Origin of the sequence: Streptomyces sannanensis, assembly GCF_039536205.1 — a bacterium.
GTDB lineage: Bacteria > Actinomycetota > Actinomycetes > Streptomycetales > Streptomycetaceae > Streptomyces > Streptomyces sannanensis.
This window is the reverse complement of record NZ_BAAAYL010000001.1, coordinates 1,341,998-1,361,041: the sequence shown is the minus strand read 5'-3', so window position 1 is coordinate 1,361,041 and position 19,044 is coordinate 1,341,998. Positions and strand designations below refer to the sequence as shown.

The window sequence follows — 19,044 nt, the reverse complement described above, 5'->3', positions numbered from 1 at the left end:
CCTGGGCGGGACCGTCGATGTGGAGACGGCGGTCCACGGCTGCACATGGGCTCCGCCCACGCCGACTTCCTGGAGCACGAACGGGGCTCGCTGACCGTCGGCAAGGCCGCGGACTTCGTCGCGCTGTCCCGGGACATCCTGCGCTGCGCTCCGGAGGACATCCCTGGCACGGTCGCCGAGCTCGTGGCGGTCGGGGGAGAGGTGGTGCACAGAGCCTGACCGGCCCAAGCCGAACGGGCGGCACCCATGCGTCGTACGTTTGTGTCGTACTAATGTTCGAACTGGTCTATGGTGGAGACGGGGGAGGTGAGAACGGAACCGACAGGATGAGAACGGACTGACAGGAGGTGCGGGTGCCCGGTTTCACGCATCTGCACACCGCTTCGGGCTTCTCCCTGCGCTACGGCGCCTCGCACCCGGAACGGCTGGCCGAGCGTGCCGCCGAACGCGGCATGGACGCCCTCGCCCTCACCGACCGGGACACCCTCGCGGGTGCGGTCCGCTTCGCCAAGGCGTGTGCCAAGGCGGGGGTGCGGCCGCTGTTCGGGGCCGAGCTCGCGGTACGGGAAGAGGCGGCGGAGCCCGGTCGTACAGGATTCCGGCGCACCCCCGTGCGTGGCGGTGCATTTGTCGATGAATCGGCACCTCGTGTCACCTTCCTCGCCCGGGACGGCGCGGCCGGCTGGGCCGAGCTGTGCCGCCTGGTCAGCGCCGCCCACACGGCCGGGGGCACGCCCCTGCTCGCCCCGGCCGACCTGCCCGCCGAAGGGATCGTCGTGCTGCTCGGCCCGGCCTCCGACGTGGGTGCGGCACTCGCCGCGGGCCGCCCCGACCGGGCCGCGAAGCTGCTCGCGCCCTGGCGGGACGTATACGGCGACGCACTGCGTCTGGAGGCCGTCCACCACGGCCGTACCGGCACCGGGCCGGGCTCGCTGCGGCTGGCCGCCCGTACCGTCGGCTTCGCCGCCGACCAGGGCGTACAGGCCGTACTGACCAATGCCGTCCGCTACGCCGACCCCGGCCAGGGCCCGGTCGCCGATGTCCTGGACGCGGCGCGGCGCCTGATCCCGGTGAGTGAGCCCTTCGACAGCGGTGAGCGCTGGCTCAAGAGCGCCGACGAGATGTCCCGTACTGCCGAGCGCATCGCCGAGGCCGCCGGATGGCGACGCGACGCCGCGCACCGGCTGCTGACCGACACCGCGGAGACGGCCGCCGCCTGCCTGGTCGACCCCGGGGACGACCTCGGGATCGGATCCGTCCACTTCCCCGAGGCACACCTGGTCGGCGCGGACCGGCGCACCGCACAGCGGGTGCTGGCCTCCCGGGCCGCCGCGGGCATGGTGCTGCGCGGCTACGACCGCATTCCGCGGGCGCGGGAGTACTGGGAGCGAATGCACCACGAGCTGGACATCATCGCCCATCACGGCTTCGCGTCGTACTTCCTCACCGTGGCACAGGTCGTCGACGACGTACGGAAGATGGGCATCCGGGTTGCCGCGCGCGGCTCCGGCGCCGGCTCCCTGGTCAACCATCTGCTCGGCATCGCGCACGCCGACCCCGTCGAGCAGCACCTGCTCATGGAACGTTTCCTGTCCAAACGGCGGCCCGTGCTGCCCGACATCGACATCGACGTCGAGTCCGCCCGCCGGCTGGAGGTCTACCGCGCGATCATCGGCCGCTTCGGCGCCGAGCGCGTCGCGACCGTGTCCATGCCGGAGACCTACCGGGTGCGCCATGCGATCCGGGACGTGGGCGCCGCCCTCTCCATGGACCCGGCCGAGACCGACCGGCTGGCCAAGGCCTTCCCGCACATCCGGGCCCGCGACGCCCGCGCGGCGCTGGCCGAGCTGCCCGAGCTGCGCGGGGTGGACGGCGCACGGTACGGCAGGATGTGGGAGCTCGTCGAAGCCCTGGACGCGTTGCCGCGCGGGGTCGCCATGCACCCGTGCGGGGTGCTGCTCTCGGACTCCTCGCTGCTCACCCGTACCCCCGTGGTGCCGACCGCAGGCGAGGGCTTTCCCATGTCGCAGTTCGACAAGGACGACGTGGAGGACCTCGGGCTGCTCAAACTCGACGTGCTGGGCGTGCGGATGCAGTCCGCCATGGCGCATGCGGCGGCCGAGATCCGGCGGGCGACCGGTCGGCGGCTGGATCTGGACGACCCGGCGCAGGTGCCGCCGGGCGACCCGGCGACATACCGGCTCATCCGTTCCGCGGAGACGCTCGGCTGCTTCCAGATCGAGTCGCCGGGCCAGCGCGATCTGGTCGGCCGGCTGCAGCCCGCGGACTTCCACGATCTGGTCGTCGACATCTCGCTCTTCCGGCCGGGACCGGTCGCCGCGGACATGGTGCGGCCGTTCATCGAGGCCCGGCACGGGCGGGCGCCGGTGCGCTTCCCGCACCCCGATCTGGCGGAGCCGCTGCGCGAGACCTATGGGGTGGTGGTCTTCCACGAGCAGATCATCGAGATCGTGAACATCATGACCGGCTGCGGGCGCGACGAGGCCGACCGGGTGCGGCGCGGACTCTCCGACCCCGAGTCGCAGGAGCAGATCAAGACCTGGTTCGCCGAGCAGGCGGCGCTGCGCGGCTATCCGGCCGAGGCCGTCGCCCGTACCTGGGAGATCGTCGAGGCCTTCGGTTCGTACGGATTCTGCAAGGCACACGCCGTCGCCTTCGCCGTACCGACCTATCAGTCGGCCTGGCTGAAGGCGCATCACCCCGCTGCTTTCTACGCTGGGCTGCTCACGCACGACCCGGGCATGTACCCGAAGCGGCTGCTGCTGGCGGACGCGCGGCGGCGCGGGGTGCCGGTGCTGCCGCTGGATGTGAACCGGTCCTCGGTCGCCTATCGAATCGAACTGGTGTCTGGCGAAAAGAGTGTGAATATGAAGAAAGGCGGCGAATGGGGCGTGCGGCTCGCACTCGCCGACGTCCACGGCATCAGCGAGGCCGAGTCCGCCCGGATCGAGGCCGGGCAGCCCTACACCTCACTGCTGGACTTCTGGCAGCGGGCCCGCCCCAGCATGCCGGTCGCCGAACGGCTCGCACGGGTCGGCGCCCTGGACGCCTTCGGCGCGAACCGCCGCGATCTGCTCCTGCACCTCTCCGAACTCCACCGCGGACAACGGGCATCCGGTGCACACGGCGGCCAGCTCCCGCTCGAAGGAGGCGAGAAGACCGAACGTATCGGCCTGCCCGACCTCAACGACGCGGAACGCCTCAGCGCCGAACTCGGCGTCCTCGGCATGGACGCCTCGCATCACCTGATGGAAGACCACTACACCTTCCTGAAGGAGCTGGGAGTCACCTCCGCCCGGCGGCTGCGGTCTGCCGAACACGGACAGACCGTCCTTGTCGCGGGCGCCAAGGCGGCCACCCAGACCCCGCCGATCCGCTCCGGCCGCCGGGTCGTCTTCACCACCCTCGACGACGGCACGGGCCTGGTCGATCTCGCCTTCTTCGAGGACAGTCATGCGGCGTGTGCCGCGACCGTCTTCCACTCCTGGCTGCTGCTGGTGCGGGGCGTGGTACAGCGCCGCGGGCCGCGCAGCCTCAGTGTGGTGGGCTCGGCGGCGTGGAACCTGGCGGAGCTGCTGGAGGTACGGCGCCGGGGCGGTCTCGACGCGGTCGCGGCCCGGCTGGCGGAGACGCCGACCGCCGGTGCCGGTGCTGGTCTCGGTGCCGAATCCGGCGACGGCCGGCGCATCACCCTGCCCACCGGCTACGAGATGCACCCCTGGGCGGATCTCCGGCCCCAAGGTGAGGGTCAGGCGACCGGCCGTAAGCTGTGGCACTCGAGTCCGGGGAGCGCGGGATGATCCTCTGTCTGCGCTTCCAGCTCGGCGAGACGCACGAGGCGGCCCTGCCCGAACTCGTCGCGCTGGCCGAGAACATCAGCCCCGTCGTCCAGGCCCTGCCGCCCGACGCCCTGCTCGTCGATGTGCGCGGCGCCGTACGGTACTTCGGCCTCGACGCGGCGGGACTCGGCTCCGTGCTGCGGGTGCGCGCACTCGCACACTTCGGCATCGGCTGCTCGATCGGCGTGGCGGCCAACCCGATGCTGGCGAGGATGGCCGCTCGGGCGGCCGCTCCCGGCACGACCCTGGTCGTGGGGGACGCGGCGGAGTTCCTGGCCGGCCGGCCGGTCATCGCTCTGGACGGGGTCGGCCCCTCGACGGCCCGCACCCTGTGTTCGTACGGACTCGACACCATCGGCAAGGCCGCCGCCGCTCCGCTTGCTGCTTTGCAGCGCATCCTCGGCGCACGTGCCGGGCGTGAACTGCACGAGCGGGCTCAGGGAATCGACCGCACGCCGGTCACGCCGGACGCCGTCTCCCGTTCACTCGCCGCGGAACGGCGCTTCGACCGCGACGAACTGGACCGGGACCGGCAGCGCCGGGCACTGCTCTCGCTCGCCGAGGAACTCGGCGTCAGGCTGCGCGGCGAGGACCAGGTGTGCCGCTCGCTGACCCTGACCGTGCGGTACGCGGACCGCACCACGACCACCCGGACCCGTACCCTGCGCGAGCCGACCGCCCACTCGGCGGCCCTCATCGAAGCCGCGTACCGGATCCATGAGTCGCTCGGCCTCCAGCGGGCCAGGGTGCGGGCTCTCGCGCTGCGTGCCGAGGATCTGATCCCGGCCGAACGGGCTGCCCACCAGTTGACGTTCGACGAGGCGGACGAACGGGCGCGCACCATCGAGGCGGTCGCGGACCGGGCCCGGGCGAAGTTCGGCCCCGGGGCGGTGAAGCCGGGCACGCTCGCCGCGTAATTCTTTGCCGGCGCGTAACTTCACAGACTCTCTACCAGTCGGTAATTTGGCGTGAACGCGACACCCGGGTGTGCGCAACCCTCTCGGCGCTCTCGACACTCTCGAGAGCGCAGCATTCTTGTGGTCCGGATCGCAGGGCGCACGGTCATTCGCAACTTCCACGAGCCGCAAGGAGTTCACCCAGTGCTGCCCTGGAAACGCCTGATCAGCCCCCTGGTCGCGGCCCTTGTCGCCGCCTGCGCGGTCACCGCCACTCCGGCTGCCGCGAGCGCCGCCACCGTCACTGCCGTGTCGAGCGGCACGGTGTCGAGCGGCTGGAACGACTACTCCTGCAAACCCTCCGCCGCCCACCCCCGCCCCGTCGTCCTGGTCCACGGCACCCTCGGCAACTCGGTGGACAACTGGCTCGCCCTCGCCCCCTACCTGGTGAAGCGCGGCTACTGCGTCTTCTCGCTGGACTACGGACAACTGCCGGGCGTCGCCCTCTTCCACGGCCTCGGCCCCATCGACAAGTCGGCGGAGCAGCTCGCCGCCTTCGTCGACAAGGTCCTCGCCGCGACCGGCGCCGGCAAGGCCGACCTCGTCGGCCACTCCCAGGGCGGCATGATGCCCCGCTACTACCTCAGGTTCCTGGGCGGAGCCGCCAAGGTCAACGCACTGGTCGGCCTCGCCCCCAGCAACCACGGCACCACCCTGCTCGGCATGACGGCGCTGCTGCCGTACTTCCCGGGCGCCGAGGACCTGCTCGACGAACACACCCCGGCCCTCACCGACCAGGTCGTCGGCTCGCCCTTCCTCACCAAGCTCAACCAGGGCGGCGACACCGTGCCGGGGGTGAAGTACACCGTCATCGCCACCAGGTACGACGAGGTGGTCACCCCGTACCGCTCCCAGTTCCTGGACGGGTCGGGCGTACGGAACGTACTGCTCCAGGACCTGTGCCCGGTCGACCTCTCCGGTCATGTGGCGATCGGGCTCCTCGACCGGATCGCGTACCACGAGGTGGCGAACGCCCTCGACCCGGCGCATGCCACGCCGACGGACTGCCTGTCAGCCCTGGAGTAGCCCAGCGGCGTCCGCGCCCTTCTCCCCGAAGGGCGCGGACGCGTATCCCGGCACGGAAGGCCAGCGGACGGTCAGTACGACGGACTCCTCCTCCGCGAACCAGGAATGGTCGACGCCACGCCCCCAGACCACGTAGTCACCCTGTCGGGACAACAGAACACTCCGTCCGGGCAGCTCCACGCGGAAGCGGCCGCTGATGAGGACCAGCAGCGCGGTGCGTTCCTCACCGGTCACCCACTCCACCCGCTCGTCACCCCGTGGGTGCACGCCCCATTTGATCTCAACGGCGTCGCTGTGCCGGGGGTCGGAGACGTCCTTGAAGTGCCCGAGCAGCCAGCCTCGATCCAACGCCGCGTCATGGCCGGCGGTGCCGACGTACACGCTGTCCTGCTTGTCGGCCATCACTGTCGTGTCTGCGGTGTCTGCCGTGTCTTCCATGTGCGGGGACGGTAGCAACACGGGCTGGCGCGAGCATCGTGAAGTGAATCTCGGTTCGGTGCTGGGGGCGTGGGTGTGGTGGGCCGGGCCCGTGTGATGGGCGTGGGGGCCGCCCTGGCGTGAGTGCGGCGGGTCCGGGCCGTCAGTAGAGGGCGCCCCCTTCGGTTGCGTCGTTTGCGGCGATTTCGCTTCGCTTCACCCTTGACTGCCGTCCCTCCTCCGCGAGAATCGAGCTGCACCATTACCTGCGCTGGCGCAACACCGACGCCCGCCACCCCGACGTGCTGGCCGCCCAACGCCGCGAACGTGCCCACATCCGCAGCGAGAAGGGCATCCGCTGGGGCGGACGCCCCCTCGCCACCGCAGCCTGATCACTCGACCCAGCCGAGAACGTCAGATCATCGCGCTACGAGCGATTCGGTAAAGCACGTTCGGACGCAGTGGTCCTTCGGGCGCGGTGAGGTCGTCGAAGTCGTCGGCCGGGTCCCGGGTCATGCCGATCCGGCGCATCACCGCCTGTGAACGGAGGTTGGTAGCCGTGGTCACAGCGAGGATCTCGGGAAGCTCAAGAGTGTCGAAGCCGAAGGCCAGGACTGTCAGGGCGGCCTCGGTAGCGTAGCCCTGACCCCAGGCTGACCGGGCGAGCCTCCAGCCGATCTCCACTCCAGTGAACGGCATGCCGTCGTCCACTTGGTCCAAGCCCGCGAAGCCTATGAACTCGCCCGTGGCCTGCACCTCAACCGCCCACCACCCGTAGCTTCGCCGGTCGAACTCGGCCTGGAACCGCGCCACAGATGCATCGCTCTGTTCACGGGTAAGCAGGTCGCCCAAGTGCTCCCGAACCTCGGGATCGGCGTTCATCACCGCCCATGGATCAAGGTCGGAGTCACGCCATCGACGGAGGGCGAGGCGATCGCTGTGCAGTTCAGTCATGCCGCCCAGCCAACGAAAGTTCTCTCCCCGAGGCAATCCCTTTTCCTCAGGGCGACACCGCCACGCAGAAAGGAACGGCTCGGCTCGCTCTCACGCTGAACGAAGCGACCGCCGACCCGGCGAACCTATGTGGTCAGAGCACTGGTGAGCGTTGCGTTCTGCGGCGGCATGCCACCACCCCGGCGGGGAAGGGCCGGTGACCTTGGCAGTGGGCTGGTCGGGATGCAGCCCTGGCTGTCGTAGAGCGTTGGCGTGCACGCGGATGGCGAACCAGCCGTGCCAGTGGCCGTCAGGACCGATGCCGCAGGCGAGCCCCCAGCAGATCTCGTCCTGGCCGAAGGGCCTCCAGTCGCTCCCCCGACCGCGTACGCGCCGACCGCCGGTTTACGCCGTGATCGTGGCGCTGCTGGCCTGGCCCCGAGTGAAGAAGCCGATCACGCGCCGTCGTACCGTGTCGGCATGACCGACGACGTCCGCCCCGCAGTCCCCACCGATGTGCCCGCGGTGAAGGCCGTGACCGACGCGGCCTACCACCACTACATCGAACGGATCGGCGTCATGCCGGCCCCGATGGAGGCGGATCACTCGGCGGATGTGTCCGCGGGGCGGGTGTTCGTCTCCGGTGAGCCCGTCCAGGGCGTTCTGGTCATGATCCCGGAGAGCGACCACCTCTTCCTGGAGTCCATCGCCGTGCACCCCGACGCGCAGGGCACGGGTCTGGGCCGCGGACTGCTGGCCTTCGTCGACGCGTACGCGCTGGAGCTGGGTCTGCCGGAGGTGCGGCTCTACACGAACGCGATGATGTGGGAGAACCGGAAGATCTACCCGCGGTACGGATACGAGGCTGTCGAGCGACGCGTCGACGGCCCGTACGATCGCATCCACTACCGCAAGCGGCTGGTCATGCGTAGTTCTGGTACATGACATGGACCGCGTTGTCGGTACCCCGGGCGAAGACCTCGATCCGTCCCTCGCGGTTGAGGACCGGGCTCGGTCCGGAGGCCATGCCGCCGCCCAGCGAGGCGAAGTCGCCGAAGGACTTCAGTCGCCGACAGTGTTCTGCACCGTGTACCATAGCGCGTTGTCGGCGCCTCGGACGAACACGTACACCCGGCCGTCCGGGCCGATGAGCGGCGCCGGATCGTCGGCGAACGTGCTCGGGAGGGCCGCGGCCCGAGCCGCTGAAAGAGAGGCAAGCCAAGTAATGCGGACCATTCCGGCCGAGTCCTGGTCGGTTCCAGGACCGGTGGGGGAGAGGTCCGTTCATGTTCCGCCCGGCCGGAGCAACGAGAACAGGTCCCGGTGGCGGCCGGACAGAACAACGCCAGGACAGCCCAGCAGGGCGCCAGTCAGTGGTCGAGTCACGACCACCGGAACCTGCCTACCACTGTCAATGTCAGTGGTGGCTGCGACGATCGGTGCATGACGACCGATTACTGGGACGCGGCCGCCGATACTTTCGACGAGGAGCCCGATCACGGGCTGCTCGACCCCGTCGTGCGGGAGGCCTGGGCGGGCAGGATCGAGGAATGGCTGCCGGACACGCCGTCCGAGGTGCTCGACCTCGGGTGCGGCACGGGCAGCCTGGCGCTGCTCGCCGTGGAGCAGGGGCACCGGGTGACGGCCGTCGACCGGTCGGCGCGCATGGCGGAACGGGCGCGGATGAAGCTCGCCGGTTCCGGCGCCGAGGTGCTCGTCGGGGACGCGGCCCTGCCGCCGGTCGGGGAACGGCGGTTCGACGTGGTCCTGGTCAGGCACGTGGTGTGGGCGCTGCCCGACCCAGAGGCGGCGCTGCGCCACTGGTGGACGCTGTTGCGGCCCGGCGGGCGGCTTGTGCTGATCGAGGGGGTCTGGGGCGAGGCGGGTATACCGGCTGCCCGGCTGAGGGCGGCCCTCGAGTCCGTCGCGGACGCGGTGCACCATGAGCGTCTCTCGGCGGACGCGTCTCTGTGGGGCCGGGAGGTCACCGATGAGCGTTACGCGCTGGTGGCGCACGTGGGCCCGCCCCGTCGGCATACCGAGGTGGTCGATGTGCACCTCATCATCCGCAGGGGCGGCGAGGTGCTGCTGGCCCGGCGCGCCAACACCGGTTACGCAGACGGGCTCCTGAACTCCCCATCGGGGCATGCCGAGGACGGCGAGAACGTGCTCCAGGCCGTGATCCGCGAGGCGCGTGAGGAGACCGGCGTCGAACTCGCGCCGGAGGACCTGCGGGTCGCGCTGGTCATGCAGCACCGCGGCCCGGGCGCACAGCCCAGGATGGGCTGGTTCTTCGAGGCGGAGTACGGTGCGGGCGGCGAGCCGTACAACCGTGAACCCGACAAGTGCTCGGAGCTGGGCTGGTTCCCGCTGGACGCCCTTCCCGACGACATGGTCGCCTACTGCCGTGCCGGTCTTGACGCCTACCGGGCGGGGGAGCGGTTCGTCGTCCACTGGCATGAGGACGACGACCCGATCGCGTATGACCCGGAGGGCGAGAGCCGCGCCGTCGTGCTTGCCGCGACGACGGGCAGGCCTGCCGGGCGTTAGGCCCTGTCCGGCCGATCATGCCGGGCTCGCGACACCTCGGTGTGGCCGATCGACCGGACAGGACCTGGAAGACCGATGAAGATCTTGCTCCGGCCGCCTGACTCGCCCCGGATTGCCGGTAAATGTCAATCGTCATGAACCGGTGCAAGCCGGGCGCGATTCCAAGATCTTCAGGGCGCTCCTAGCCGAGCAATGCGCTGAAGCCGCCGTCGCGGGCCAGGAGTTCGAGTTCGTCGAGGGCGCGGCGGGCGTTCTCTGCCGCCTCCGGGTCGCGGTCCGCGAGGCCGCTCTCCGCGAACTCGTCCTCGTCCAGGCGCAGCACCGTGGCCCCGTCGGCGGACAGCCAGAGGTCGAGGTCGAGGTCCTCGCACACCAGCTCGCCCGCCGTGGCCACGGCGGGGCGGGCTATGTCGCAGTACCAGCCCTTGAGAGCGCCGTTCCCGCTGCGGACCTCCTTGACCGCGTACCAGCGGTCGCGCCAGTAGTGCTCGGTGAAGACATCGCCCGGTTCGAAGCGCACGAAGCCGAAGTCCCGTGCCCCTACGGCCGCCCAGGGCGCGCGGACCGTCATGCGTGTGCCGTCGTCCCGGATCACTTCCGCCGGGTAACGGAGCTTCGTTCGCCCCGCCTTGACGAGGACCACATCAACCGAGTTCGCGGACATGACGTACCTCCGTGGCACAGATGTCGTAACCGAACCATTTGTTGACGGCCAGCATGGGGCCGTTGTCCGCGTCGTTGCCGGTGAACGCTTCGGTGCAGCCGGCCGCGCGGGCGCGGTGCAGGGAGTGGTTCTTGACCAGCCTGGCCAGCCCCCGGCCGCGGTGGGTGCGCAGGGTGCCGGTCATGCCGGAGGCGTAGCGGGTGTGCCCGTCGGTGCGGGCGGCGCTGAAGGCCACGACCTTGCCGTCGGCGACGGCGACCATGGTGAGGTCGCGGTCCAGGTCCGGATGGCTCCAGGTGTCGGCCAGCCAGTCCTCGTAGTCGTCCAGTTCCGCGGCGATGTCGCTCGGTTCGTCCGCCGTGCATTCGGCTTCGGCTTCGAAGAGGGGCCGCGGATCGTCGGCGAAGTCGGCGGCGGCGCGAAGCTCGTACCCGGCGGGCGGCTCCTCGAGCGGCGGCAGCTCGCCGTTCGACAGGTCCAGGCGGAGGAAGTGGGCGGGGCGGCTGGGCCGGTAGCCGCGGCGTTCGGCGAAGGTTCGGAAGTGCGGCTCGTCCAGGACCCAGGAGTAGACCTGGGCGGCGCCCTCGCCCGCGAGGTACGCCTCGGCGGTGGTCACGATGAGGGAGCCCGCGCCGCGGCCCCGGTGGCCGGGGTGCACATAGGCGTTCACGAAGGCCTGGCCGGGGGTGGGGCTCTGATGGGCGAGGCCCACCCGGGCCGTGCCGGTCACCTCACCGTCCTCCTCGGCGACGAGCAGCCGGTAGCGGGCGGCGGGGCTTGCCTGATCCACTTCGAAGGCGATGCCCTCGGGGGTGGTCACCATGAACGGAAGCGCTGCGCGGCGGACCGCCGCCACCGCCTCGGCGTCGTCGGGGCGGAAGTCGCGGACGATCGGTGTCATGGAACGGCACGTTACGTGGGACGGCTGGTGTGGTGCCTCTCATTTTCCGGGGGTGCGGGACAATCGGGCCGTGACCCTGAAGATCGCCGTGGACCCGGCCGCCGCCATTGCCCCGTATGAGCAACTGCGCACCCAGATCGCCGAGCAGGCGCGCTCCGGCGCGCTGCCGGTGGGCTACAAGCTCCCCACCGTACGCGGCCTCGCCGAGGAGCTCGGCCTCGCCGCGAACACCGTTGCCAAGGCGTACCGCACGCTGGAGGCGGACGGTGTGATCGAGACCCGCGGCCGCCACGGTACGTTCGTCGCCGCGGCCGGTGACGCCGCGAGCCGCGAGGCCGCGGCCGCGGCGCAGGCCTTCGCGGAACGCGTCAGGCGGCTCGGACTGGACCGCGCGGATGCGCTGGCCGTGGTCGAGGACGCCCTGCGCGCGGCGTACGAGGGCTGACCCGGGCCGGGGTGCCCCCGGTCAGAGGTACAGCCCCGCGTCCGGACCCCTGTCCCGGGCCGGGATCGCGGCCGGGCCGGTGCCGCGGCGCAGGGCGAAGAGCTCTGCCAGCGTGGCGCCGTCGCGGCCGACCCCCTCCTCGCTGCCGAGCCAGGACACCGACTCCTCGCGGGTCAGCGGGCCGACCTCGATACGGGCCAGGCAGCGGCCGGGGCGGACGACCGCGGGGTGGAGGCGCTCCAGATCCTCGTTCGTCGTCACGCCGACCAGGACGTTGCGGCCCTGGCCGAGCAGTCCGTCGGTCAGGTTCAGCAGCCGGGACAGGGCCTGCCCCGCGGTGTGCTTGGCCTCTCCGCGGATCAGCTCGTCGCAGTCCTCGAGGAGCAGGAGCCGCCAGCGGCCCTTCGAGGTGCCCTCGTCCTCGCCGATGGCGATGTCCATCAGATAGCCGACGTCGTTGAAGAGCCGCTCCGGGTCCAGGACGCAGTCCACCTGGCACCAGTCCCGCCAGGAGCGGGCCAGGGTGCGCAGTGCCGAGGTCTTGCCGGTGCCGGGCGGTCCGTGGAGCAGCAGCAGCCGGCCGGCGATGTCCTCGGGGGTGACCTTCATCAGCCGGTCCATGGCGTCGGCGACCGGCGCGGTGTAGTTGGGCCGGACCTCCTCCCAGGTGCCGGCGGCGATCTGGCGGGTGGTGCGATGCGGGCCGCGTCGCGGCGAGACGTACCAGAAGCCCATGGTGACGTTCTCGGGCACCGGTTCCGGTTCGTCCTCGGCGCCGTCCGTCGCCTGCCGCAGTACCTTCGCGGCCAGTTCTTCACTGACCGCCGTCACCGTCACGTCGGCGCTGCGGTTCCAGCGGGAGATGAGCAGGGTCCAGCCGTCGCCCTCGGCGAGCGTCGCGCTGCGGTCGTCGTCGCGGGCGGTGCGCAGCACGGTCGCGGACGGCGGCAGCAGGGTGGCGCCGGACTTGACGCGGTCGATGGAGGAGCTGTGGGAGAAGGGCTGCTCGCCGGACGCGAAGCGGCCGAGGAACAGCACGTCGACGACGTCGGAGGGGGAATCGCTGTCGTCCACGTTCAGCCGGATCGGCAGCGTGGCCTCTGGGTTGGCGGACATGGCGTCCATGATCCGGCACAGGGACCGGCCGCGCATCCGGTTTGCCGGTCCCGTTCGGGCGGAACCTGCGGAAACCTGCCGGAATGCCAACCGCCGCCGATACCATTGGTCTTGATGGGACGTCATGGGTGGAACACGGGGGCACGGCGGTGGCGGCTCACCGCTCTGCTCGGCACGGGCGCAGTCGCACTCGCACTTCTCCTGACCATGTGCAGCATCCAGCCCGGCAACGGCGAGGGCGCCGACCCGGGGACCTCGGCCGACGGCGACAGGGTGCACGGTACGCCCGCGACGCCGCCTGCCCGGCCGAAGCCGGACGTGGGGTGGGGCTTCACGCATACGCAGTACAGCGCCGACGAGGGGAAGCCGGGGTCGATCCGGCAGGCGGAGCGGCTGCTGTCCGCGCAGCCGCTGCCGCAGAACCAGCACCTCATGGGGTGGGGCGCGGACAATCCCGAGCCCTCGCCCGGCCGTTATCAGTTCGAGGCGCTGGACCGCCGTATCGACTTCATCCGCAGCACCGGTGGCACACCGGTGATCACCCTGTGCTGCGCGCCGGACTGGATGAAGGGCGGCAAGGCGGGCGCGAAGAACACGGACTGGAGCCAGCGGGCGCTGGAGACGGCGCCCAGCCCGGCCCACTACGAGGACTTCGCCGAACTGGCGGCAACGGTCGCCAAACGCTATCCGGATGTCCGCCACTTCATCGTCTGGAACGAGTTCAAGGGTTTCTTCGACGACTCCAGGAAACGGTGGGACTACGAGGGCTACACCCGGCTCTACAACCTGGTGTACGCGGCGCTCAAGAAGGTGAACAAGGAGAATCTGGTCGGCGGCCCGTATCTGGTCATGGACAGCTACGAACCGCGCGACACGACGTACGCGTCGGCGCTCAAGGGGCCGTGGGGCAGCATCGACCAGCGGGTCCTCGACGCCTTCGGCTACTGGAACAGGAACAAGGCGGGCGCGGACTTCGTGGTCGTCGACGGCTCCAGCTACACCCGTGACGACGAGCTGCTGCCGGACCCGTTCCGGGCGACGGAGAAGCTGACGGCGGTGAGCCAGTGGGTGAAGCAGCAGTCCGGCGGGCTGCCGCTCTGGTGGGCGGAGTACTACGTCGAGCCGGGCGACGATGACGACGACCGGGAAGGCTGGAGCGAGGCGCAACGTGTCGCCGTCCAGGCCACCGGGATGATGGCGATGGTGCGTGGCGGGGCGAGCAGCGGCTTCTACTGGAACCCGCAGAAGAAGGGTGCCGCCTGCGCCGGCTGTCTGTGGCGGGCCACGCAGCTCGGTGACGGCGGGAGCGGACTGCCGATGCTGGACCTGGTGAAGCGTTTCGGCAAGGAGTTCCCGCCGGGGACGCGTTACGAGACGGTGGACATCGCCCAGGACGACGTACCGAACGTCCGGGTGCTGGCGGACGACAAGGCGGTCCTGGTGGTCAACACACTGAACAGGGCCATCCAGGCGCGGGTCGACGGGAAGACCTTCGACATGCCGGCGTATGGCGTGCGGTGGCTCGAGCGCTGAGCCACCGCGGGCCCTGGGCATCCCCCTTCAGGGCCGTCGCGAGCGAGTCGAAGGGGCGCGGCCCTGTCGGAAGGGAGACCGCGCGCAGGTTTGCGAGGGCTGCAGTCGATATGCGGCTGCAGCCGCGTGAGCAAACCGAGCACTGCCGACCGTCGACAGGGCCTTGAGCGCCCCGGAGGCGAGCCGAGCGCTCAAGAGAGCGTCATGAACCGTTGGACCAGTGACGCCAGCAGCAGCGCCAGCAGCGGTAGTGCGAACCAGAACGTGGACTGCAGCCGGCGCAGCCGCTTGACTCCCGGCCGGACGGCGACGCGCACGATCTCGCGTGCCGTCAGCAGCACGATCAGTGCCAGCGCGGCCAGCGCGCCCACCACCGACCAGGGTGTCCAGGTGATCCTCGGCCCGGCCGGGCCGGGCTTGGGCTCGGCCACCGTGCCGTCCGGCTGGATCTTCAGCGCGTACATCGAGACATCCGTGTTGGACAGGACCTTCTTCAGCTCCGGCCGGGCGTCGAGATTGTGTACCAGGCGCTTCTCCCAGGCGGCCGAGTAGCCCGCGTCGAGCTGGAGATAGACCGACTGGCTGCGGTTGACCATGAGGTACGAGTGCGGGCCGGCGTCCTTCAGTGCCTTGACCAGACTGGCGACCAGCACCGGGTCCCTCGGGGCGAGCGTCGGTACGTAGCTGACCTTCTCCATGTCCCGGGCGCCCCAGGGCATGGCGGGGGTGACGTTGTCGACGGTGTCGTTGCTCATCCACAGCAGCCGGACCGTCGGCTCGTCGTGCGCGTAGACGTACTCCATCGCGGCGACCTCGCCCGGCCTGATCCGCTCGAACGGCTCATTGCCCCAGCGGGCCACCAGGAAGCCGCCGAGCAGCACCAGCCCGGCCATCAGAGCGGCCAGCGGCGCGAGGCTGACCCGGTCCTTGTCCCGCTCCGCCGCGGTGACGCCGGTGCGCGGGAAGAGGGCGAGCGCGCAGAGCAGCGCGGCGCCCGGCAGCGCGAACATGAAGACGCGCAGGGCCATCTCGCCGCCGTACGACTGCATGCCGAAGCCCAGGAACGGCACGAAGGCCAGTACCAGCAGCGCGCGCTCGGCGTATCCGTTCTCGCGCCGCCGCCACCAGCCGTAGCAGGCCAGCGCCATCACCGAGCCGGCCATCGCCACCCGCGAGTACAGCACCAGCTTGTGCGTGGAGTTGCCGCCTTCGATGCGTCCCGACACGGACGAGGTCACATTGCCGCCGACCCCGCCGACTCCGCCGAACAGTTCGTCGAAGTGACCCGACCAGTACGGCTCGGCGAAGAAGCCCACCCAGACCACGACCAGCACGCCGAACAGCAGTGGCAGCCCGCGCAGTTCCGAGCGGCCGAGCAGCACCAGTGCCGTCAGGACGCCCAGCATCACGAACGGCGTCAGCTGGTGCGCCGGCACCGTACCGGCGAACAGCGCCACGAGGACCAGCAGCAGCACCGCCTTCTCGAGGCGTCGCGCCGGACGCACCTCTGCCTCGCCGGGGCGGCGCCTCGCCCACAGCATCCGGGGTTCGCGGAACCACACCAGCAGGACCGCCACGAAGGCCAGATAGAGCAGGTAGGTGAAGCCCTGCGGCGAGAAGTAGTCCTGGCCCACCCAGCCGCTCAGTACGAAGATCCAGGCGCCGGTCCACTTCGCCCGCCAGCTCGCCCGCAGCGCACGCGTCAGCAGGAACAGCGGGGGGAGGTAGAGCAGCTGGATGGTCATCGGCCACCAGCGGATCACCTCGGTCATGTCCGAGACGCCGCACGCCTTCGCGACGAACGTGGCGAGCGCGAAGAATCCGGGCCAGCTCCAGCGTGCGTCCAGGTCCGGCACCGCGGTGCCGGACCGGTCGATGTAGTCCATGAAGCCGAGGTGCTGCCAGGCGGTGGCGAACCGGGGCTCGGCCTCCAGTACGGCAGGCAGTCCGTGCAGGGACACGACCGTGGCCAGCAGCACCACCGTCAGCAGGACCGTACGCGGCCGGTTCAGCCACAGCAGTGACGCGAAGGAGAGGATCAGCAGTGCGGCGCCGAGCAGCGTCGCGGCCGGCAGTACGGAGATCAGCCCGAGCCCGCCCATACGGTCCAGCTCGGCCTCGCCGAAGCCGCGTATCGGCCACCAGTACAGGGCCAGCGCGGATGCGAGCAGAAGGCCGATGCCCAGCTCGGGCCCGGCTGTCCGGAGTCCGCGGCGTGCGGTGGTGCCGGCCGGCGGCTCCGCGACGGGCACGGCCGGGGTGGCCGGGTCGGTGAGCGCCGGTGTGCCCGGTGCCGGGGTGTCCGGTCCCGGACGCAGGTCCGGACGGCGTTCCGGGTGGTCGAAGTCCACCCGCACGCCGATCGGTGGTGTGACGTCGGGGTCGAGCGCGGCGCGCAGCGCCCAGCGGGGGCCGGTCGGCTCCGGCGCGGCGTCGTCCCCGTCCGGGAGTTCCGTCTCACCGGGCTCGTCCTGCTCCACGCCCAGGTCCGCGAGGTCCCCGTCGGACGAGGCCGCGTCCGCGGCCGTCTCCGCGGGCCCTGCCGCGGGGGCGGCCTTGAGCACCCCGTACAGCTTGTACGCGGCGACGGCGGCGATCACGGAGAGGCTGGCCACCTCCGCGAGTCCCACACCCGTGAGCCCCATCTGAGGCAGCAGCGCCAGTGTCGAGCCGAGCACCAGTACACACAACGCGCCCTGCAAATAGGCGAGTCCGGCGGTCCGGCTCTGGGCGCGCAGCACCGCGAAGTAGAGCTCGATGACGACCCGCAGCGCAGCGCCGACGACCAGCCAGCGCAACAGCGGGGTCGCGCCCTGGGCGTATCCCTCGCCGAACACCCGGAGGATGTGCGGGGCCAGGACGAAGAGGACGAGACAGATGGGCAGGACGATCTTGGTCATGCGCAGCAGCGCGGCACGGGTGTTGCGTCCCAGCTGCGCCGGGTCGTGCGCGCCCTCCACGGTCAGGGAGGCGCCCATGTTGATCGCCAGGAGCTCGACTGTGCCGCCGATGGTCGCGGTGATGTAGAAGTACGCGTTGTCGGCCGAGCTGACCTGCGAGGCCACGATCACCGGCACCAGGTAGACGACGGCAAGCGCGAACAGCGACCCGGTGTAGTCACCGGCCAGGAAACGCCCCAGCTCCCGGTAGGAGGGCGGGTTCGCGGTCTTCGCGGTCAGCTCGACGTGCCGCGGCACCAGCCGGCGGAAGACCAGCCAACCCAGCGGCACCACGGACACCGCGATCGCGGCGACCCACGAGACGAAGACACCGGCGGTGGGCACCGAGACGGCGATCGCCACCAGGAGCGCCAGCTTCACCGCGGAGAAGACGGTGTTGCCGACGGGCACCCAGAAAGCGCTGCGCAGTCCGGTCAGTACGCCGTCCTGGAGGGTGAGCAGCGACCAGGCGATCACTGCCGCGATGAAGCCGAGTCCGTTCAGCGGCCCGTGCAGGAAGCGGTACGAGGGACCCCAGAAGTCCAGGGTCAGCAGGAAGACGACCGCTGCGAGACCGACGATCAGCGAACTGCCCGCGTAGGTACGGAACACCAGCTTGCCGGTGGTGTTGCCGGCCACCGGGATGAACCGGGCCAGCGCACCGGTCAGGGTCACCGCGGTGATCCCGGCGAGGAACTTCATCGCCGCGATCGCGGCGGAGCCCTGACCGACCGCGTCCTCGGAGTAGTAGCGGGCGGCGGCCAGCCAGAAGCCCAGGCCGAGCAGCGCGCTGATCCCGGTGTTGACCATCAGGGCGTAGGCATTGCGGAAGAGCGGACTCCCACCGCCCCTTCCCGGCAGACGAAGTCGCCTGCCCGACGACTGTGTCTGAGTCGTCGGGTTGTCGGCCTGGGCGGTGGTCGTGTCAGACACGGATTCTGCTTACCTTCCGGCGCGCCTGTCGGGTTCTGCGGACGAGGGCGTATCCCTGGGTGAGGACACGGTCCCTGGCGAAGTTACGGGCGATCGACCGGCCTTCGACCAGTCGCTCGAACTCCTCGATACCGGTGCTCCGCCGCACGGTCACCCGCCGCAGGGCGTAGGGTCCCTGGCGGCGCTCGGCGAGTGCGTTTCCCACGGCGAGGGACTGCGCATAGCCGGCCCTCCGCACGGCCTGGCGCACCCGTCGGTCGGAGTAGCCGTAGGGATAGGCGAACGAGACGGGCCGCTCGCCGAGCTCCTCGGTGAGGATCTCCCGGCAGCGCACCGTCTCGTACCACAGCCGTTCGTCGTCGAGCTGGTCCAGCTGCGGATGGCTGTGGCTGTGGCCGCCGATCTCGGTGCCCGCGCCGACGAGTTCACGCACCTGGCCCCAGTCGAGCATGGTGTCCAGGGCGCCCCCTTCGTCGTACGGGCCGCGCAGCCAGCCGGTGGAGACGAAGAGGGTCGACGGGAAGCCGTGCTTGACGAGCGCGGGCAGGGCGTGGCGGTGCACGCCTTCGTACCCGTCGTCGAAGGTGATCAGCACCGGGCGTGCCGGGAGCGGGCCCGATCTCCGCCAGGTGCCGGCGAGCTCCGCCGTCGTCAGTGGTGTGAAGCCATGCTCCGAGAGAAGCTCCATCTGCTCGGCGAAGGCCTCGGGGGAGACGGAGAGCCCGTACGCCGCCTCGGCGGGACGGTGCCCCACGGCGTGGTACATCAGAA

At 70.6% G+C, this 19,044-nt stretch carries 17 protein-coding genes and 2 pseudogenes; 9 read left to right on the top strand and 10 right to left on the bottom strand.

Annotation, left to right across the window (positions count from 1 at the left end; translation table 11 throughout):
• Nucleotides 1–45 precede the first annotated feature (45 nt).
• The 4 genes from ABD858_RS06245 to ABD858_RS06230 all read left to right on the top strand — a co-directional run bounded on the left by ABD858_RS06245 (nt 46) and on the right by ABD858_RS06230 (nt 5,842).
• Nucleotides 46–219: an amidohydrolase family protein gene (locus ABD858_RS06245; protein ID WP_345035112.1), complete on the top strand. Its 174-nt coding sequence runs from the start codon at nt 46–48 to the stop codon at nt 217–219.
• A gap of 134 nt (nt 220–353) precedes the next feature.
• Nucleotides 354–3,821: a DNA polymerase III subunit alpha gene (locus ABD858_RS06240; RefSeq protein WP_345035111.1), complete on the top strand. Its 3,468-nt coding sequence runs from the start codon at nt 354–356 to the stop codon at nt 3,819–3,821.
• Entirely contained in the window at nt 3,818–4,777 is a 960-nt protein-coding gene (locus ABD858_RS06235; RefSeq protein ID WP_345035110.1) for a DNA polymerase Y family protein, read from the top strand. Before ABD858_RS06240 ends, ABD858_RS06235 begins: the two co-directional genes overlap by 4 nt.
• 183 nt (nt 4,778–4,960) lie before the next feature.
• Nucleotides 4,961–5,842 (top strand): esterase/lipase family protein, encoded by an 882-nt coding sequence (locus ABD858_RS06230; protein ID WP_345035109.1) that lies wholly within the window; start codon nt 4,961–4,963, stop codon nt 5,840–5,842.
• On the opposite strand, the gene ABD858_RS06225 is transcribed toward ABD858_RS06230, so the two are convergent.
• Nucleotides 5,828–6,280: a cupin domain-containing protein gene (locus ABD858_RS06225; protein ID WP_345035108.1), complete on the bottom strand. Its 453-nt coding sequence runs from the start codon at nt 6,278–6,280 to the stop codon at nt 5,828–5,830. The two genes, ABD858_RS06230 and ABD858_RS06225, sit on opposite strands and share 15 nt — an antisense overlap.
• Nucleotides 6,281–6,513: 233 nt before the next feature.
• Here ABD858_RS06225 and ABD858_RS06220 point away from each other — a divergent pair.
• A pseudogene (locus ABD858_RS06220) lies at nt 6,514–6,651 on the top strand (IS630 family transposase); the annotation flags it as partial.
• 22 nt (nt 6,652–6,673) lie between these two features.
• Here ABD858_RS06220 and ABD858_RS06215 read toward each other — a convergent pair.
• Both ABD858_RS06215 and ABD858_RS06210 read right to left on the bottom strand, forming a co-directional pair.
• Nucleotides 6,674–7,213 carry a GNAT family N-acetyltransferase gene (locus tag ABD858_RS06215; RefSeq protein WP_345035107.1) on the bottom strand — a complete coding sequence of 180 codons (540 nt, stop codon included), beginning with the start codon at nt 7,211–7,213 and terminating at the stop codon, nt 6,674–6,676.
• Nucleotides 7,214–7,303: 90 nt separating this feature from the next.
• Nucleotides 7,304–7,537, bottom strand: coding sequence for a hypothetical protein (locus tag ABD858_RS06210; RefSeq protein WP_345044299.1), 234 nt, complete (start codon nt 7,535–7,537; stop codon nt 7,304–7,306).
• 135 nt (nt 7,538–7,672) lie between these two features.
• Here ABD858_RS06210 and ABD858_RS06205 point away from each other — a divergent pair, with 135 nt between their 5' ends.
• Complete coding sequence (locus ABD858_RS06205) at nt 7,673–8,137, top strand: GNAT family N-acetyltransferase (protein ID WP_345035105.1); 465 nt, start codon at nt 7,673–7,675, stop codon at nt 8,135–8,137.
• Here ABD858_RS06205 and ABD858_RS06200 read toward each other — a convergent pair.
• Complete coding sequence (locus tag ABD858_RS06200; protein ID WP_345035104.1) at nt 8,115–8,288, bottom strand: DUF8189 domain-containing protein; 174 nt, start codon at nt 8,286–8,288, stop codon at nt 8,115–8,117. The genes ABD858_RS06205 and ABD858_RS06200 overlap by 23 nt on opposite strands.
• Nucleotides 8,255–8,428, bottom strand: a complete 174-nt coding sequence (locus ABD858_RS37145; RefSeq protein ID WP_486389240.1) for a DUF8189 domain-containing protein — start codon at nt 8,426–8,428, stop codon at nt 8,255–8,257. The genes ABD858_RS06200 and ABD858_RS37145 overlap by 34 nt, the downstream gene beginning before the upstream one ends.
• 207 nt (nt 8,429–8,635) lie before the next feature.
• On the opposite strand from ABD858_RS37145, the pseudogene ABD858_RS06195 reads away from it, so the two are divergent.
• A pseudogene (locus ABD858_RS06195) lies at nt 8,636–9,727 on the top strand (methyltransferase domain-containing protein); the annotation flags it as partial.
• A 196-nt stretch (nt 9,728–9,923) separates the two neighbouring features.
• Here ABD858_RS06195 and ABD858_RS06190 read toward each other — a convergent pair.
• Nucleotides 9,924–10,406 carry a ribonuclease FAU-1 family protein gene (locus ABD858_RS06190; protein WP_345035101.1) on the bottom strand — a complete coding sequence of 161 codons (483 nt, stop codon included), beginning with the start codon at nt 10,404–10,406 and terminating at the stop codon, nt 9,924–9,926.
• Nucleotides 10,387–11,307: a GNAT family N-acetyltransferase gene (locus tag ABD858_RS06185; protein WP_345035100.1), complete on the bottom strand. Its 921-nt coding sequence runs from the start codon at nt 11,305–11,307 to the stop codon at nt 10,387–10,389. The genes ABD858_RS06190 and ABD858_RS06185 overlap by 20 nt, the downstream gene beginning before the upstream one ends.
• 70 nt (nt 11,308–11,377) lie before the next feature.
• Here ABD858_RS06185 and ABD858_RS06180 point away from each other — a divergent pair, with 70 nt between their 5' ends.
• Nucleotides 11,378–11,752 carry a GntR family transcriptional regulator gene (locus tag ABD858_RS06180; RefSeq protein ID WP_345035099.1) on the top strand — a complete coding sequence of 125 codons (375 nt, stop codon included), beginning with the start codon at nt 11,378–11,380 and terminating at the stop codon, nt 11,750–11,752.
• Nucleotides 11,753–11,773: 21 nt separating this feature from the next.
• Here the strand turns inward: ABD858_RS06180 and ABD858_RS06175 are convergent, their stop codons facing one another.
• The gene (locus tag ABD858_RS06175) at nt 11,774–12,868 is read right to left on the bottom strand and encodes a DUF5925 domain-containing protein (RefSeq protein ID WP_345035098.1); all 1,095 of its coding nucleotides are present in this window, start codon (nt 12,866–12,868) and stop codon (nt 11,774–11,776) included.
• Between the two features lie 114 nt (nt 12,869–12,982).
• Between ABD858_RS06175 and ABD858_RS06170 the strand changes: the two genes are divergently transcribed.
• Nucleotides 12,983–14,401, top strand: a complete 1,419-nt coding sequence (locus tag ABD858_RS06170) for a glycoside hydrolase family protein (protein ID WP_345035097.1) — start codon at nt 12,983–12,985, stop codon at nt 14,399–14,401.
• Nucleotides 14,402–14,592: 191 nt separating this feature from the next.
• Here the strand turns inward: ABD858_RS06170 and ABD858_RS06165 are convergent, their stop codons facing one another.
• On the bottom strand, nt 14,593–18,273 hold the full coding sequence (locus tag ABD858_RS06165; protein ID WP_345035096.1) for a lipopolysaccharide biosynthesis protein: 3,681 nt from the start codon (nt 18,271–18,273) through the stop codon (nt 14,593–14,595).
• Nucleotides 18,266–19,039, bottom strand: coding sequence for a polysaccharide deacetylase family protein (locus tag ABD858_RS06160; RefSeq protein ID WP_345044296.1), 774 nt, complete (start codon nt 19,037–19,039; stop codon nt 18,266–18,268). The genes ABD858_RS06165 and ABD858_RS06160 overlap by 8 nt, the downstream gene beginning before the upstream one ends.
• Between the last annotated feature and the right edge of the window lie 5 nt (nt 19,040–19,044).

Coding starts and splice junctions, on each gene's coding strand:
- ABD858_RS06190 (WP_345035101.1), bottom strand. CDS start 10,406: ATGTCCGCGAACTCGGTTGATGTGGTCCTCGTCAAGGCGGGGCGAACG.
- ABD858_RS06200 (WP_345035104.1), bottom strand. CDS start 8,288: ATGGTACACGGTGCAGAACACTGTCGGCGACTGAAGTCCTTCGGCGAC.
- ABD858_RS06175 (WP_345035098.1), bottom strand. CDS start 12,868: ATGTCCGCCAACCCAGAGGCCACGCTGCCGATCCGGCTGAACGTGGAC.
- ABD858_RS06215 (WP_345035107.1), bottom strand. CDS start 7,213: ATGACTGAACTGCACAGCGATCGCCTCGCCCTCCGTCGATGGCGTGAC.
- ABD858_RS06185 (WP_345035100.1), bottom strand. CDS start 11,307: ATGACACCGATCGTCCGCGACTTCCGCCCCGACGACGCCGAGGCGGTG.
- ABD858_RS06170 (WP_345035097.1), top strand. CDS start 12,983: ATGGGACGTCATGGGTGGAACACGGGGGCACGGCGGTGGCGGCTCACC.
- ABD858_RS06160 (WP_345044296.1), bottom strand. CDS start 19,039: ATGTACCACGCCGTGGGGCACCGTCCCGCCGAGGCGGCGTACGGGCTC.
- ABD858_RS06225 (WP_345035108.1), bottom strand. CDS start 6,280: ATGGAAGACACGGCAGACACCGCAGACACGACAGTGATGGCCGACAAG.
- ABD858_RS06235 (WP_345035110.1), top strand. CDS start 3,818: ATGATCCTCTGTCTGCGCTTCCAGCTCGGCGAGACGCACGAGGCGGCC.
- ABD858_RS06245 (WP_345035112.1), top strand. CDS start 46: ATGGGCTCCGCCCACGCCGACTTCCTGGAGCACGAACGGGGCTCGCTG.
- ABD858_RS37145 (WP_486389240.1), bottom strand. CDS start 8,428: ATGGTCCGCATTACTTGGCTTGCCTCTCTTTCAGCGGCTCGGGCCGCG.
- ABD858_RS06205 (WP_345035105.1), top strand. CDS start 7,673: ATGACCGACGACGTCCGCCCCGCAGTCCCCACCGATGTGCCCGCGGTG.